15 protein-coding genes are annotated in these 14,700 nt (G+C 65.4%); all 15 read right to left on the bottom strand.

The features are described 5' to 3' along the window. Positions 1-43: 43 nt before the first annotated feature. The 15 genes from RDCOP1_RS19645 to nusG all read right to left on the bottom strand — a co-directional run bounded on the left by RDCOP1_RS19645 (position 44) and on the right by nusG (position 14,680). Positions 44-673: a hypothetical protein gene (locus RDCOP1_RS19645; RefSeq protein ID WP_072704456.1), complete on the bottom strand. Its 630-nt coding sequence runs from the start codon at positions 671-673 to the stop codon at positions 44-46. A 77-nt stretch (positions 674-750) separates the two neighbouring features. Continuing rightward, positions 751-1,998: an MlaD family protein gene (locus RDCOP1_RS19640; RefSeq protein ID WP_072704452.1), complete on the bottom strand. Its 1,248-nt coding sequence runs from the start codon at positions 1,996-1,998 to the stop codon at positions 751-753. Then, entirely contained in the window at positions 1,995-3,332 is a 1,338-nt protein-coding gene (locus RDCOP1_RS19635) for an MCE family protein (protein WP_084722719.1), read from the bottom strand. Before RDCOP1_RS19635 ends, RDCOP1_RS19640 begins: the two co-directional genes overlap by 4 nt. Then, positions 3,329-4,585 carry an MCE family protein gene (locus tag RDCOP1_RS19630; RefSeq protein WP_072704449.1) on the bottom strand — a complete coding sequence of 419 codons (1,257 nt, stop codon included), beginning with the start codon at positions 4,583-4,585 and terminating at the stop codon, positions 3,329-3,331. The genes RDCOP1_RS19635 and RDCOP1_RS19630 overlap by 4 nt, the downstream gene beginning before the upstream one ends. Beyond that, positions 4,585-5,583: an MCE family protein gene (locus tag RDCOP1_RS19625; protein WP_072704447.1), complete on the bottom strand. Its 999-nt coding sequence runs from the start codon at positions 5,581-5,583 to the stop codon at positions 4,585-4,587. Before RDCOP1_RS19625 ends, RDCOP1_RS19630 begins: the two co-directional genes overlap by 1 nt. Beyond that, positions 5,580-6,659 (bottom strand): MCE family protein, encoded by a 1,080-nt coding sequence (locus RDCOP1_RS19620; protein ID WP_072704444.1) that lies wholly within the window; start codon positions 6,657-6,659, stop codon positions 5,580-5,582. Before RDCOP1_RS19620 ends, RDCOP1_RS19625 begins: the two co-directional genes overlap by 4 nt. After that, positions 6,656-8,026: an MCE family protein gene (locus RDCOP1_RS19615; protein WP_072704441.1), complete on the bottom strand. Its 1,371-nt coding sequence runs from the start codon at positions 8,024-8,026 to the stop codon at positions 6,656-6,658. The genes RDCOP1_RS19620 and RDCOP1_RS19615 overlap by 4 nt, the downstream gene beginning before the upstream one ends. Further along, entirely contained in the window at positions 8,023-8,883 is an 861-nt protein-coding gene (locus RDCOP1_RS19610) for an MlaE family ABC transporter permease (protein WP_072704438.1), read from the bottom strand. Before RDCOP1_RS19610 ends, RDCOP1_RS19615 begins: the two co-directional genes overlap by 4 nt. A 4-nt stretch (positions 8,884-8,887) precedes the next feature. Beyond that, entirely contained in the window at positions 8,888-9,679 is a 792-nt protein-coding gene (locus RDCOP1_RS19605; protein WP_072704435.1) for an MlaE family ABC transporter permease, read from the bottom strand. An 8-nt stretch (positions 9,680-9,687) separates the two neighbouring features. After that, positions 9,688-10,797, bottom strand: coding sequence for an ABC transporter ATP-binding protein (locus RDCOP1_RS19600; RefSeq protein WP_072704425.1), 1,110 nt, complete (start codon positions 10,795-10,797; stop codon positions 9,688-9,690). 320 nt (positions 10,798-11,117) lie between these two features. Beyond that, on the bottom strand, positions 11,118-11,504 hold the full coding sequence (gene rplL, locus RDCOP1_RS19595; protein ID WP_072704422.1) for a 50S ribosomal protein L7/L12: 387 nt from the start codon (positions 11,502-11,504) through the stop codon (positions 11,118-11,120). A 111-nt stretch (positions 11,505-11,615) separates the two neighbouring features. Further along, complete coding sequence (gene rplJ / locus RDCOP1_RS19590) at positions 11,616-12,146, bottom strand: 50S ribosomal protein L10 (RefSeq protein WP_072704419.1); 531 nt, start codon at positions 12,144-12,146, stop codon at positions 11,616-11,618. 389 nt (positions 12,147-12,535) lie between these two features. Beyond that, positions 12,536-13,249 (bottom strand): 50S ribosomal protein L1, encoded by a 714-nt coding sequence (gene rplA, locus RDCOP1_RS19585; RefSeq protein WP_072704416.1) that lies wholly within the window; start codon positions 13,247-13,249, stop codon positions 12,536-12,538. Between the two features lie 124 nt (positions 13,250-13,373). Then, positions 13,374-13,808 carry a 50S ribosomal protein L11 gene (gene rplK / locus RDCOP1_RS19580; RefSeq protein WP_072704413.1) on the bottom strand — a complete coding sequence of 145 codons (435 nt, stop codon included), beginning with the start codon at positions 13,806-13,808 and terminating at the stop codon, positions 13,374-13,376. A 62-nt stretch (positions 13,809-13,870) separates the two neighbouring features. Beyond that, the gene (nusG, locus tag RDCOP1_RS19575; protein ID WP_072704410.1) at positions 13,871-14,680 is read right to left on the bottom strand and encodes a transcription termination/antitermination protein NusG; all 810 of its coding nucleotides are present in this window, start codon (positions 14,678-14,680) and stop codon (positions 13,871-13,873) included. Between the last annotated feature and the right edge of the window lie 20 nt (positions 14,681-14,700).

Below are 14,700 nucleotides of genomic sequence, written 5' to 3'. Positions count from 1 at the left end.
TTCATCGGTTCGAGCAGACTCACGCCCGCACGCGGGGCAAGTCTCACGGTCCCTGAGGTTCTTCCGGGGCCGGCGCCTCGGCAGGCGCGGGCGCAGCGGGAGCGGCTTCCGGAGGCACAGCACCCGGAGCGGGTCCCGCCTCCATCTGCACGGAGCCGAGCGGCTCGATCGTCTCGGCCCTCCACACGCCGTCTACCTCCCGGAGGGAGACGTTCACCGATACCTTGTTGGTCACGAAGTTCTCCGGGGTGGTGGTGCGTACCGCAAGGACCACCAGAGCCTTCGCCACCTCGTCGTCGGTGTTGAGTTCGGTGAGAGTTCCGAACAGCACTTCACCCGCCATGCTCGTTCCGGTCTGGGCGACCTGATCGCGGATCTGCTGCTCGGTCGCCGCCAGATCGTTCTCGAGCGCCTCACCGGTGATCGACGATCGCATGTTCTCGATCGACGCGTCGACGTTCTCGGCATCGACACTGTTGAGATTGATCGCGGCCTGGAAGGCACCCGAGAGGGCGGCGTCGCGCGCATCGGCCACCGGTCGATCCACGAACAGGGCCTTACCCCAGCCGAATCCGAACCACACCGCGGCACCGAGAGTGACGGCGGCCAGCAGTCCGGTGATTGCCGTAGCAGCCCTGCGCGGCCGGCCACGGCCCTTCCGGTGCCGATGCATCTCCGGGGACGTAGTGGCTTCGTCGGGTGCGACGACGGAGGATCCTGATGCACTCACTCCAACAACCTACTCACTGCTCACTTGGGGGTGACCCCGAGCAACGGCGCCAGTTGCGTCGCCACCGGGTTCAGGTCGAGACGATCGGGGTCCTTCTTCGGGGTGAAGTCCCACGGCTGGATGGTCGCCGGATCGGCGAAGACGATCCGGTTGGCGCTGCGCACGCCGGTGACGCTCCCCTGCGGCACCTCGCACGACGCGTTCGTGTTGAGCGGGAAATCCTGCTGGGTGTCGTCGAAGTTCGGATTCTCCGCGCGCATCCTGTCGAGGATCTCCTGCGTTCCCTCGTACCCGATGGTGCACGACGGCGGGTTGTTGGTCTCCAGGACGATGCCCTGCCTGACCGTGCCGTCACCGGGCGCGACCGTACCCGCGCTGCCCGCGATCGCAGGCAGGAAAGCGAGGATCGGTTGCAGCGCGATCGCCTGCGGCGCAAGCGTTTCCCCGAGCGCCGCGAGATTGGTGAGATTCGCGGTGAGGCCGGGCCCCGAACCGGAAATGAGCTGCGACAGTTGGTCGCTCGCATCGGTTCCGGTGTCGATCAGCCGGCGGATGTCCGGATCGCTGTCCCGCAACTGCGCCGTGACGAGTTCCAGGTCGGAACTGAACTGCCGGATCGACGACGACTGCTCGGACTGGGTGTCGAGCACAGTCTGGCTGTCACGGATCAGGGTGAGGGTCTGAGGCAGGTACTGCACGCCCGACTCGCTGATACCCGCGAGCGAGTCGACGAGCAGTTGGAGGTCGCCTCCACGCCCGTCGAGCGCGGCCCCGAGCTCGGTGACCACCGTGCGCAGCGGCTCCAGAGGAACCGAGTTCACGAGGTCGCTCGCGCTCACGAGCAGTTCCTCGACCGGGGTCGGCAGGTCGTCGGAAGTGGCCTCTACGACCGAGCCTTCGACGAGATACGGACCGTCGGCGCTCGTGGGCTGGAGATCGACGTACTGCTCACCGATCGCCGACCGGTTCACCACGACGGCGCGGGTGGCCGCCGGGATGGACGGTCCGCCGTTGTCGAGCCGGAGCTCGACGTCGATGCCGTCCTCCGTGAGGGTCAGCGGGCCCACCCGGCCCACGGGCACACCGAGGTAGGTCACCTCGGCGTTCTCGAAGACGCCTCCCGAATCCGGGAAGCGGGCGTTGACCGTGTACTGCCCGAACCCCATCAGGTTGTCGAGCCGCACGTAACGAGCACCCACGTACAGGACGCCGAGGACGGCGATCACCACGAACGCGACCAGCTGGAACCGAACGAGACGTGATCTCACTGTCCACCCCCGAATCCGAGACCGTTCAACAAGCCCTCCAGCGGGTTCGAGGGCGCGGGTGCCGCGCCGTCGGTACCGGGACCGCCCCCGGCGCCTGTGGAGGCTTCACCGAGGCCGGGGATGCGGATGCCTTCCGGCAGCGCCACCCCCTCCGGCAACGGAAGCCCGGACAGTGTCGGCAGGGGCAGCGGGGGAACCAACGACACTGTGGGCCAGCCGACGGCGGGGCCGTTGCCGTTGTAGTACGGGTTCGACGGATCGATCACCGGCTTCGGATTGCCGAACCGGGGCTGCCGGTACTCCGGCTCGCCCTGCCCGACGCCGAGCGCAGCGAGCGCATCGCCGATCTGCAGATCCACGACGAGGAACAGGTTGACCGAACTACCGAGCGCGACCTTCTCCACACCGTCCGGGAACGGCACGGTCGGAATGAACGGCAATGCCTCGACGAGGTCGTCTCCCGACGCGGCGAGTTGCTGCAGGGTCGGACGAAGTGCGAGCAGATCCGCGATGAGGTCTTCCTTCGACTGTTCGAGGACGTCGATACCGGCGACACCGAGCCGGTCGAGCTGGGCGAGCAGTGCGGTCAGCTGCGGGCGCTGCTGTTCGAGCACTTCCGTGGCCACGGGCAACTCGTCGAGTACCGCGGCGATCTTGTCGTTCTGTTCGGCGACCCGCACGGTGAGCGCGTCGAGTCCGTCGAGCGCGCGCGTGATGTCGTTGCGTTGCTTGTCGAGCCCGGTGATCAGGGTTTCTGCTTGTTCGAGCAAGCTACGGGTCGTGCCCTCCCGGCCGTCGAACGCGCTCGACAGTTCTTTGACCACCGGCGCGATCTGCCCGACGCCACCACCGTTGAGCAACAGCGACAGTGCGCCGAGGACGGGTTCGATCTCGGTGGCGTGCCGGGTGCGATCGAGCGGAATGACGTCGCCGTCGGAGAGCCTGCCCACCGGGGGCTCACCCTCGGGCGGGGTGAGCTGGACGAACTTCTCCCCGAGCAGACTGGACTGCTCGACCGAGGCGATCGAGTTGGCGGGCAGGTCGACCGCAGAATCGAGCACGATCTCCACGTCCGCGGTCCAGCCGTCGTTCGGGGCGACGCCGATCGACTCCACGCGTCCCACCGGAACGCCGTCGACCTTCACCGTCGACTGTGGGACCAGGTCGAGGACGTCGTCGAACTGGATGCCGACGCGAATCGGCGAACTACCGATATCCGCTCCACCGGGCAGCGGAACACCGGAGAGCCCGCTACAGCCCGACAGCGCAAGGGCCACCACGCATGCGCCCGCACCGAGAACGGTTCCGCGTGCCACCCGCACCGTGCCGCTCATCGGCCACCCCCCTGACCGTCGAGATCGAGCCGGGGTGATTCGACACCCGGCACCGTGCCCGGAACCACCTGTCGCTGAATGTTCTCCCCGCTGAGGATTCCGAACGGAAGGATCAGATCCGGCGTCTTCTGGGCGGCCGTCACCTGTCCCGCGATCATGTCGCACCTGTCGATGAGAGGCTGCATCTGCCTGCCGAGTTGCTCGAAGCGCGGGTCGCCCGGCACGAGCCGGCCCACGTCGATGAGATTGCACACCGCGCCCGCGGGGTCCTGCAGGTCGGTGAGGACCAGACGCGACGCCAGCACGCCGGCTTCCGCGTCGTACGAATTGACGAGGTTGCTCACCGCCAGCGGCAGCAGGGTGAGCGAGTTCACCAGCGACTCCCGGCGTTCCGCCAGCGTCGTCGTCACCGGAACGAGGGCATCGACGTTGTCCTTCAGCGCCGTCTGGTTGTCCCGCACGAAAGTCGCGACCTCACCGAGCGTCACCGAGAGCTGGTTCACCGCCTGTCCGAGATTTTCGCGTTCACCGGCGAGGAATCCGGACAACTCCGCGAGCTGGGTGTTGAACTCGCGAACCTGCTGGTCGTTCGCAGCCAGCGCACTCACGAACACCTGAAGATTTTCGATGGTGCCGAACAGGTCGCCGCGCGACTCGTTGAGGGTTCGCGCAGCCGCGGACAGTTGATCGATGCTCTGTCCCAGTGCGGCACCGTTGCCTGCGAGATTGTCGGCACCCACCTCGACGAACTCGGTCAGGGCTCCGTCGCGGTTGGCGCCTTCCGGCCCGAGTGCCCGCGACAGGTCCTCGATGCTCGCGTAGAGCTGGTCGACTTCGACGGGAGTGGCTGTGTGGTCACGATCGATCACCGCGCCGTTCTCCAGCTTGTCGCCCCCGGAGTAGGCGGGCGTGAGCTGGACGTAGCGGTCGGCGACGACGGAGGGACTGATCTGCACGGCACGCACGTCGGCGGGGATGTCGATGCCGCGGTCGACACGGATCCCGACCTTCACCACGTCGCCCTGCGGTTCGACAGAGGTCACCGAACCGACCTCGACGCCGAGCACGCGCACACCGGACCCCTTGTAGATGCCGACACTGTTGTCGAAGTACGCGGTGACGTTCGTCGTCCCGGCGCGGGTCCACAACCACCATCCGCCGGCACCGGCCGCGACCACCACTGCCACGACGAGGGCGATGATCGCGATGCGGCGGCGACCCGATCCGGTTCCGGTGTCTTCGGAGTGCGCCATCAGTTCACCCCTTCCATCTGGCGGGCGGGCTCGCGATAGCCCGGAATGTCGGGCAGACCCGGCGGGGTCAGGTTGACGATGACCTGGTCGAACCAGCGGCCGTTACCGACGACGTTGGTGTACACACGGACGAACGGTTCGTACAGCTCGATCGCACGGGCGAGGTTGTCGTTGTTCTCCTGCAGGATCTGGACGACACCCCGAAGCTGTTGCAGGGCCGGACCGATCGATTCCTGGTTCTCCTGCACCAGGCCCGACAACTCGGTGGAGAGCCGTTTGGTCCCGTCGAGCAACTGGGAGATCGCCTGCTGCCGGTTGTTGAGCTCGGCGACGAGCAGCGCGCCGTCGCTCAGCAAGCGGTTGAACTCGACGTTGCGGTCGGCGAGAACCTTCGAGACGTTGCTCGTCGCGCCGAGCAGCTTCTTCAGCTCCTGGTCGCGGCTGGCGACGGTCTCCGACAGCCGGCTCACGCCGTCGAGCGACGCCCGGAAGTCGTCCGGAGTCTCGGAGAACGCCTCGGACAGCGCCTCGAAGCTCGTCGCGAGCTGGTCGGAATCGATCTCGCCGAGCGTGGTGGCGGCGGACGAGAACGCCTCGATCACGTCGTACGGCGCGACCGTGCGTTCCAGCGGAATCCGGGTGTCCGCGCGCAGCACCTCGGTGCCTCGCGGATCGAGGGCGAGGTACTTCTGGCCCAGGATCGTCTTGATCTGGATCGAGGCCGAGGTGTCGTTTCCGACCCAGGCGTCCTGGACCTTGAACGAGACGACCACACGATCGCCCTCGAGGTCGACGCCGGTGACCTGGCCGACCTTGACTCCGGCGATGCGTACTTCGTTGCTGGGCCGAAGCCCCGCGGCTTCACTGAATTCGGCCTCGTAGGTGACTCCCGCGCCGAGAATCGGCAACGAACCGAGGAAGAAGGCGGACACTGTGGCCAGCAGAACTATGACGATGCCCAGGGCACCGGCTGCGGCCGGACTGCGGCGTTTGCTCATCGTCCCTGCAACTCCTGCATCCCGTCCTGCGTGCATCGCTGTGCCGCATTCGTGTAGATGGGCTGGTTCACGGTGGGCAGACCCGTCGGCAGGTTCAGGTACGGAACCGATCCGGGGCCGGCCACAACGTCGATGCCGCACAGGTAGAACTGGAACCACGAACCGTAGCTGGCGACCCTGGTCAGTTTGTCGAGCTTCACCGGAAGCGTTTCGAGCACCTTGTCGAGGTCGTCCCGGTTCGAGTTGAGAGTCGAAGAGAGCTGCTCGAGCGCTGTGATGGACTGCGAGATCGACGGCCGCGTCGGCTCCAGGACGTCCGAGACCGCGTCGGTCAGGCCCGCGAGCGACTGCACCGCCGAACCCACCGTGTCCCGGTCTGCGGCGAGGCCGCTGACCAGTGCCTGGGTGTTGACCAGCAGCGAATCGAGTTGACGGTCGCGCTCGTCGACGGTCGTGAGGACGACGTTGAGGTTGTCGATCACGGCACCGATCACCCGGTCCTTGTCGGCGATGGTGTTGGTCAGGCTCGCCGTGCTGCGCACGAGGTCGCTCACGGTGCCGGCCTCACCCTGGAAGACCTGGATGATCTGGTACGACAGCTTGTTCACGTCGTCGGCGCTGAGAGTCTGGAAGAGCGGACGGAACCCGTCGAACAGCGTGGTGAGGTTGACGGCGGGACGGGTCCGTTCGAGAGGGATGGTCTCCCCCGCGTTCATCTTCGATCCCTGCCGGGATTCCCCCTCCGCGAGCGCGATGTAGCGCTGGCCGACCAGGTTCCGGAACCTGATCGTCGCGGTCGCTCCGGCGGGGAGCCAGTCACGTTGCTCGAGCGAGAACGTGACGCGGGCTTCGCGGTCGTTGACGACGGCGATCTTGTCCACCTGGCCGACCCGCACGCCTGCGATCCGGACGTCGTCCCCCTCGTTGAGAGAGGTCACGTCGGAGAAGACGGCGTGGAACTTGGTACCGCCACCACCGCCGACACTGGCGATCGTGGCCGCGAGGACGCCTGTCGCAACGATGGTCACAAGGGCGAAGACGATGAGTTTGATCAAAGGAGCGGCGAGGCCTCTCATTGGATACTCACCTCCGTTCCGCGCAGCGCCGGCGCACCCAGTCGGGTGGTCCAGGTCGGCACGTCTTCGGGTGCCATCCCGGAAGCCTGGCCGTAGATCACCTCGAGTGTGGCCTGCTCGGCCTCCGAACCCGCGTACGACACGGTCGACGTCGTGTCGGGTGAGGTGCCGATGATCTCGCTCACCGCGTCCGGCACTCCGGCACCCTCGGGCGCCGGGAAGATCGGGAGGCTGTCCGGCCCGGGGTTACGCGAGGGAACCTGGTAGGACCCGTCGTTGACCGAACCGCCGGGGTACTGCGGGAACTTGCGGCCGGGTTCGGCGACGTCGAGGTAGCAGGACGGGCCGCGGTCGTCGAGCAGTCGTGGCTCGTCCTGGTTCGGAAGGTAGCGGCCCTTGGGATTGGTGAACTGGACATTGGCGCGCACGCCGGGGAACGGATCGTCCACCGCGAGCACTCCGGCCGCCGCAGGCAATGCGTCGGCGAAACCCTTGAAGGTGCACGGGAACGACGGCGAGTATCGGGCGAGCAGTTGCAGCGCCTCCTTCGAGTCGGCCGACAGGCTGATGATCGAGTTCGCATTCGTCTCGACGAAATCTGCGGTCACCGACGAGGCGCCGGTGGCGCTGGCGAGGAGCGTCCGGATCTGGTTCTGCTGCTCGACGACAGTCCCACCGGTGGTGCGGAAGTTGTCGAGCGCATCGACGAGGTCCGGAGCCGCGTCCGCGTAGGTCTGCGAGAAGTCGGCGAGACCTCGCAGATCTTCCTGCAGCGTGGGCAGCTCGACATTGACTTCGCGGAACACCTGCTCGAGCTGCTCGACCGTACGGCCGAGGGTTTCGCCGCGACCGCTCAGACCTTGAGAGAGGGCGCCGAGGGTGTTCGCGAGATCCTGCGGGGGGATGGCCTGCAGCAGCGGCAGCAGACCGTCGAGCACATCGCTCAGTTCCGCGCTGCGCGCGCTGGTGTCCTGTCGTAGCACGTCGCCGGGCTGCACGGGATCGGCCGGGTCGTCCGGGATGATCAGCGAAACGTATCGCTCGCCGAACAGTGTCTTGGGCAGGAGCTGGGCGGTGGCATTGGACGGGATCTTGTCGACCATGGCGGGATCGAGTGCCAGATGTGCCGTGACCGCGCCGTCCTTCGCGCTGGTCCCCCGCACCTCTCCCACGTTCACGCCGCGAACCTTCACGTCGGCGTTCTGAGGAAGGGCATTTCCGATGCTGTCGGTGAGGACGTCGACTTCGACGACCTTCGTGAACGTCTTGTTGTAGACGGCGATCGTGAAGTACAGGAACAGTCCGACGACGAGAAAGAACACCAGCCCGAGGACGCGTCGGCGCAGCACCGATGTGGGCTCGCTCATCCGGCAATCCTCACCGTCGTCGTCGTGCCCCAGATCGCGAGGCTGAGAAAGAAGTCGAGCACCGCGATGGTGACGATCGCGGTACGGACCGCGCGGCCCACCGCCACCCCGACGCCGGCCGGGCCGCCGCTGGCATGGAACCCGTAGTAGCAGTGGATCAAGATCAACACGAAGGCGAAGATCAGCACTTTCGCAAACGAGTAGAGCACGTCTTCGGGTGGGAGGAAGAGATAGAAATAGTGGTCGTACGAGCCGGCGGACTGGCCGTTGAACAGCGTGCTGATCACCCGTGTCGCGAGATACGCCGCGAGCAACCCGATGATGTAGAGCGGGATGACCGCGACGAAACCCGCGATCATGCGCGAGGTCACCAGGAACGGCACCGAGGGCACGGCCATCACTTCGAGCGCATCGATCTCTTCACTGATGCGCATCGCCCCGAGTTGCGCGGTGAAGCCACACCCGACCGTCGCCGACAACGCGAGCGCCGCGACCACCGGAGCGAGTTCTCGGGTGTTGACGTATGCGGACAGGAAGCCTGTGAGCACCGACGAACCGAGCTGCTCGAGCGCCGCGAATCCCTGGAGACCGACCACGACGCCGGTGAAACCCGACATCATGGCGATCACTCCGATGGTGCCGCCGATGACCGCGAGGGCTCCGCTGCCGAAAGTGACCTCGGCGAGCAGCCGGAGTACTTCTTTGCGGTAGTGGGTGAGGGTTCGCGGAGTCCACGCGACGGCGCGCGCATAGAAAGACATCTGCTCACCGGCGCGATCGAGCACGTTCAAGGGTGCGCGCAGCACCTTGCGACCCCGGAGAAGGACGAGATCTCCGCGGCCCTTGGAGATTGTCATGGCGTCAAGATCCCTTCGCAGGAACGATCTGCAGATACACCATCGTCAAGATCAGGTTCGCGAAGAAGAGCAGCAGGAACGTGATGACAACCGTCTGGTTCACGGCCTCCCCCACACCCTTCGGCCCCGGCCCGGGGTGCAGACCCTTGTAACACGCGACCACCCCGGCGATGAGGCCGAAGACCGCAGCCTTGAGTTCGGCGACATACAGATCCGGCAGCTGGGCCAGCGCCGAGAAGGACGCGAGATAGGCCCCCGGCGTACCACCCTGCAGAACGACATTGAAAAAGTACCCGCCGGCGATACCGACGACGGAGACGAGCCCGTTGAGCAACAGCGCGACGAGCACCATGGCCAGTACCCGGGGTACGACGAGACGCTGCACCGGGTTGATCCCCAGCACCTCCATCGCGTCGATCTCCTCACGGATCGTCCGCGACCCGAGGTCGGCCGTGACGGCAGAGCCTGCCGCTCCTGCGATCAGCAGCGCCGTCACGATCGGACTTCCCTGCTGAATCACCGCAAGCACACTGGCCGCTCCGGTGAACGATTCGGCGCCGAGCTGCTTGATCAACGAACCGGTCTGGAGCGAAACCACCGCGCCGAACGGGATCGCGACGAGCGCCGTCGGCAGGATCGTCACGCTGGCGATGAACCACGCCTGCTCGATGAACTCGCGAAACTGGAACGGTCGGCGGAAAGTGTTCCGCACGACGTCGACGAAGAGCTCGACGATATTCCCGGCTTGGGTGAGTGCGCCGTGCGCGGGACGCAACAGCGAGCTACCAGCCCCCATCTAATCTCCTACTTCTGGCCCTGCGGCTGGCCGTGCTGCTCGGGGGAGTACACGGGAATCACCTGCGTATCGGCGTCGAAATCATGGTGGGAATCGGACGAATTCCCCTGCTGTCCCGGTGCGGGCGTGGGTGTGTCGTCTTCGTCGAGCGATTCGAGGATTGCGCTCTGGGCGGCGGCCGGAAGCGTGTGCAGGATCTGCCGCACACGGTCCTTACGGCGCGTGACCGCCTGGCGGAAAGGCATACCGGGAGTGGCCTTCATCTGCGGCACGATGCCCTCGACATCCTCGACGCCACCGGCGTGGTGGCCGGCGTCGACGAGTGCCTGCTCGTGAGCCATCTGCGCTTCGTCCTTCTCCTCCGACATGCCGATCGGGCCGATCATGGTGCCGTTGAGGAACTGCTTGACGACCGGCTCGTCCGACGTCAGGAGCACCTCACGTGGACCGAACATCACCAGCTGACGACGGAAGAGCATGCCGATGTTGTCGGGCACCGTGCGCGCGAGATTGATGTTGTGCGACACGATGAGGATAGTCGCGTCGATCTCTGCATTGATGTCGATCAGCGTCTGGGAAATGTAGGTGGTGCGCACCGGATCGAGGCCCGAGTCCGGCTCGTCGACCAGGATGATCTCGGGATCGAGCACCAGCGCGCGGGCCAGTCCGGCGCGCTTACGCATACCGCCGGAGATCTCACCGGGCAGTTTGTCCTCGGCGCCGAGCAGACCGACGAGTTCGAGCTTGCTCATCACGATCTGCCGAACTTCGGACTCGGACTTCTTGGTGTGCTCGCGCAACGGGAAGGCGACGTTGTCGTAGAGGTTCATCGAACCGAACAGTGCGCCGTCCTGGAAAAGCACCCCGAACAGCTTGCGGATCTCGTACAGTTCGCGGCTCGAGCACTGAAGGATGTCGGTGCCGTCGATGATGATCGAGCCCTGCTCCGGCCGGAGCAGGCCGATCAGGGACTTCAGGAACACGGATTTACCCGTACCGGAAGGCCCGAGCAGCACGCTCACCTCGCCGGGAGGGAGGGTCAGAGTCACGTCTTGCCAAATGCGCTGCGAGCCGAAGGACTTGGTAAGCCCCTCGACGGAAACCTCGACGCCCACGATTACCTCCGCGCTGTTCGATCCCGTGTCCCCATGTGGGTTGCGCCACTCTATCGCATCGACGTGTCACCTGTGACAAGTGACCCTACTCCAAAGTAAGTAAAGAGTGTCCCAAGAACAACATAGGTCGACTTATGGGTTGACCTGCGGGAACGAGGCGGGCGCACCCTCCGGGCTCGGATTGGGGAAGGGCGTCGGGGCATTCCGGAACGCGGCCGGAAACGCAGAAGACCGCCCCCACGGAACGAATCCGTAGGGGCGGTCTTCGGAGCTACGCCGCGTGGGAGAGACGAATCCGTCCCGCCCGTGCGAGGTGAACCGTCTTACTTGACGGAAACCTTGGCGCCGGCTTCCTCGAGCTTGGCCTTGGCAGCTTCGGCAGCGTCCTTGGCGACCTTCTCGAGGATCGGCTTCGGAGCACCCTCGACGAGGTCCTTGGCTTCCTTCAGGCCCAGGCCGGAGACGATCTCGCGAACGACCTTGATGACCTGGATCTTCTTCTCGCCGGCACCTTCGAGGATGACGTCGAACTCGTCCTGCTCTTCGGCAGCGTCGGCAGCAGCGGCCGGAGCGCCGGCAGCAGCAACGGCGACCGGAGCAGCAGCGGTGACCTCGAAGGTCTCCTCGAATGCCTTCACGAACTCCGAGAGCTCGAGCAGGGTCAGTTCCTTGAACGCGTCGAGCAGCTCTTCGGTGGTGAGCTTCGCCATGATGGCGGTCCTTCCTGTAAGTCCCATGTCGCTGATCCGCGACCGGATGGGATGGTGCACGCCGGAGCGTGCGTGGATTTCTTCAGCGATACGCGGTTATGCGGATCAGCGTCAGGCGGCGGCCTCTTCGGCTTCCTTCTTCTCCTGCAGAGCGGCAGCAAGACGAGCCACCTGCGAAGCGGGAGCGTTGAACAGGCTTGCAGCCTTTGCCAAGTTGCCCTTCATCGCGCCGGCGAGCTTGGCCAACAGCACCTCGCGGGACTCGAGGTCCGCGATCTGGTTGACCTGATCCACGGACAGCAGATTGCCGTCCATGTACCCGCCCTTGATGACGAGTGCCTTGTTGTCCTTCGCGAAAGCCTTGATGGCCTTCGCTGCGTCCACCGGCTCGCCCTTGACGAACGCGATGGCGGTCGGACCGACGAACAGGTCGTCGAGACCCTCGACGCCCGCCTCTGCGGCGGCGCGCTTGACCAGGGTGTTCTTGGCGACGGAGTAGGTAGCACCCTCTCCGAGAGCGCGACGCAGCTCAGTCAGACTTCCCACCGACAGACCACGGTATTCCGTGATCACGGCGGCCGTCGAGCTCTTGAACTGCTCGGTGATCTCCGCAACCGCGGAAACCTTCTCGGGCTTTGCCATACTTCGCCTCCTCTCAGTAACAGTCGTTTTCCCGGTGTCCCGATTGGGACGTCCCACTGGGAACCGTCGGGCCGGGAACGACAAACGCCCCGGCGCAGGGCACACGGGGCGTTGAGAGAAGGATCAGAATCACGCGGAGGCGATCATGTTTCGCATCTCCCCTAACCTCGTCCTCCTGCGTGGGCCGCCGGATGAATCCGGACCTTCAACCGATGCTGCGAACAACTTCGGTGACCAACGGTCTTCGGTAGAACATGATCGGGGTGGAGATCGGCACAATGCCGAACTACCCGATTACTGTAGCCGACCGCAAGGGCCGAATGCAAAACGGCCGGCACAGGGATCCTGTGCCGGCCGTTTCGAGTACTGCCTACATGCGAACCGAGTGACTACTCGGCGACCTCGAGGAGGTTACGCGTGCGCTGCGGGTCCACCGGGATGCCCGGTCCGGTGGTCGTAGCGATCGTGACCTTCTTGATGTAGCGGCCCTTCGCGCTGGAGGGCTTCGCACGGAGCACCTCGTCGAGGGCAGCGGCGTAGTTCTCGACCAGCTTCGTGTCGCCGAAAGATGCCTTGCCGATCACGAAGTGAAGGTTGGCGTTCTTGTCGACGCGGAAGTTGATCTTGCCGCCCTTGATGTCGGTGACAGCCTTCGCGACATCGGGGGTGACCGTGCCGGTCTTCGGGTTCGGCATGAGACCACGCGGGCCGAGGACACGCGCGATGCGTCCGACCTTGGCCATCTGGTCCGGCGTCGCGATCGCGGCGTCGAAGTCCAGCCAGCCGCCCTGGATCCGCTCGATCAGATCCTCGGCACCGACGACATCGGCGCCTGCGGCCTCTGCCTCGGCAGCCTTCTCGCCGACGGCGAAGACGATGACGCGAGCGGTCTTACCCGTGCCGTGCGGCAGGTTGACCGTGCCGCGGACCATCTGGTCGGCCTTGCGGGGGTCGACGCCGAGACGCATCGCGACCTCGACCGTGCTGTCGCTGTTCTTCGAGGCCGTCTCCTGCGCGAGCTTCGCAGCTGCGAGGGGGCTGTAGAGAGTGTTCGAGTCGATCTTCTCGGCGGCGGCGAGGTATGCCTTGCTGCGCTTTGCCATGTTCTTTCCTAACTTCTCACCCTGCGGTGAATGGTTCGGGAGTGGTTGCGGACCTGGCCGGCCCTCCCACGTGGTGGTGCTGCAGCCGGAAGAGAGCCTGTCCCTTCCGACCGGTGAGGGCTTCTCAGCCCTCGACCGTGATGCCCATCGAACGCGCGGTGCCGGCGATGATCTTCGCGGCGGCCTCGACGTCGTTGGAGTTCAGGTCTTCCTGCTTGGTCTTGGCGATCTCGCGCACCTGATCCATGGTGACCGTGGCGACCTTGGTCTTGTGCGGCTCGCCGGAGCCCTTCTGCACGCCTGCAGCCTTGAGCAGCAGCTTGGCGGCCGGAGGCGTCTTCAGCTTGAAGTCGAACGAGCGGTCTTCGTAGACCGTGATCTCAACCGGCACGACGTTTCCGCGCTGCGACTCGGTCGCAGCGTTGTACGCCTTGCAGAACTCCATGATGTTGACGCCGTGCTGACCCAGTGCGGGGCCGACCGGCGGAGCCGGGTTGGCCGCGCCGGCCTGGATCTGGAGCTTGATGAGCCCGGCGATCTTCTTCTTCTTGGGGGGCATCTCTGTTCCTAGTTTCTTGCTCGGTGTGGTTCTTGCGTATTGCTACTGCAAGCTTTCGTGCGTCAGATCTTCGAAACCTGCGTGAAGGACAACTCCACAGGGGTCTCGCGACCGAAGATCGACACCAGGACCTTGAGCTTCTGCTGCTCGGCGTTCACTTCGCTGATGGACGCGGGCAGCGTAGCGAACGGACCGTCCATGACGGTCACGGACTCACCGACCTCGAAGTCCACCTCGATGGTGGGCTTCGACGACGCGGCAGTCGACTGTTCGCCGGCGGTGGCGGTACCGGCCGCCGGCTTCTTCTTCGCCTGCTGCGGGAGGAGGAATTTCACAACCTCCTTGATCGTCAGCGGCGACGGGCGGGAGGTCGCACCGACGAAGCCCGTCACGCCGGGCGTGTTGCGCACGGCGCCCCACGACTCGTCGTTGAGCTCCATGCGAACCAGGATGTATCCGGGCAGAACCTTGCGGTTGACCAGCTTGCGCTGCCCGTTCTTGATCTCGGTGACCTCTTCCGTGGGCACCTCGACCTGGAAGATGTACTCGCCCAGGTCCAGGTTCTGCACGCGGGTCTCGAGGTTGGCCTTCACCTTGTTCTCGTAACCGGCGTAGGAGTGGATCACATACCAATCGCCGGGCTCGAGGCGGAGCTGCTTCTCGAGAGCCACGGCCGGATCGACCTCTGCCTCGGGCTCGCCGCCTTCGGCGGGTGCATCGGCATCCTCGGCCGCGGGGGCAAGGTCGTCGACGTTCTCGGGCGTCGCGTCGGCATCGACGGCCTCGGCGGATGCCGCGTCGTCAACGAAAACCTCGTCCGAAACGTGCTCGTCGGCCGAAGCCTCGTAGGAGTCGTTCTCGGGGGTGCTCACCGGCACTTTCCTCTCGTCGA

Origin of the sequence: Rhodococcus coprophilus NBRC 100603 (assembly GCF_001895045.1) — a bacterium.
GTDB lineage: Bacteria > Actinomycetota > Actinomycetes > Mycobacteriales > Mycobacteriaceae > Rhodococcus > Rhodococcus coprophilus.
Note: the sequence above shows the minus strand (reverse complement) of the source record. Positions and strands in the feature narration are given on the sequence as shown.

Coding starts and splice junctions, on each gene's coding strand:
- rplA (WP_072704416.1), bottom strand. CDS start 13,249: ATGGCAAAGCGCAGCAAGGCATACCTCGCCGCCGCCGAGAAGATCGAC.
- RDCOP1_RS19625 (WP_072704447.1), bottom strand. CDS start 5,583: ATGAGCAAACGCCGCAGTCCGGCCGCAGCCGGTGCCCTGGGCATCGTC.
- RDCOP1_RS19605 (WP_072704435.1), bottom strand. CDS start 9,679: ATGGGGGCTGGTAGCTCGCTGTTGCGTCCCGCGCACGGCGCACTCACC.
- rplJ (WP_072704419.1), bottom strand. CDS start 12,146: ATGGCAAAGCCCGAGAAGGTTTCCGCGGTTGCGGAGATCACCGAGCAG.
- RDCOP1_RS19645 (WP_072704456.1), bottom strand. CDS start 673: ATGCATCGGCACCGGAAGGGCCGTGGCCGGCCGCGCAGGGCTGCTACG.
- RDCOP1_RS19630 (WP_072704449.1), bottom strand. CDS start 4,585: ATGGCGCACTCCGAAGACACCGGAACCGGATCGGGTCGCCGCCGCATC.
- RDCOP1_RS19635 (WP_084722719.1), bottom strand. CDS start 3,332: ATGAGCGGCACGGTGCGGGTGGCACGCGGAACCGTTCTCGGTGCGGGC.
- RDCOP1_RS19615 (WP_072704441.1), bottom strand. CDS start 8,026: ATGAGCGAGCCCACATCGGTGCTGCGCCGACGCGTCCTCGGGCTGGTG.
- rplL (WP_072704422.1), bottom strand. CDS start 11,504: ATGGCGAAGCTCACCACCGAAGAGCTGCTCGACGCGTTCAAGGAACTG.
- rplK (WP_072704413.1), bottom strand. CDS start 13,808: ATGCCCCCCAAGAAGAAGAAGATCGCCGGGCTCATCAAGCTCCAGATC.
- RDCOP1_RS19610 (WP_072704438.1), bottom strand. CDS start 8,883: ATGACAATCTCCAAGGGCCGCGGAGATCTCGTCCTTCTCCGGGGTCGC.
- RDCOP1_RS19620 (WP_072704444.1), bottom strand. CDS start 6,659: ATGAGAGGCCTCGCCGCTCCTTTGATCAAACTCATCGTCTTCGCCCTT.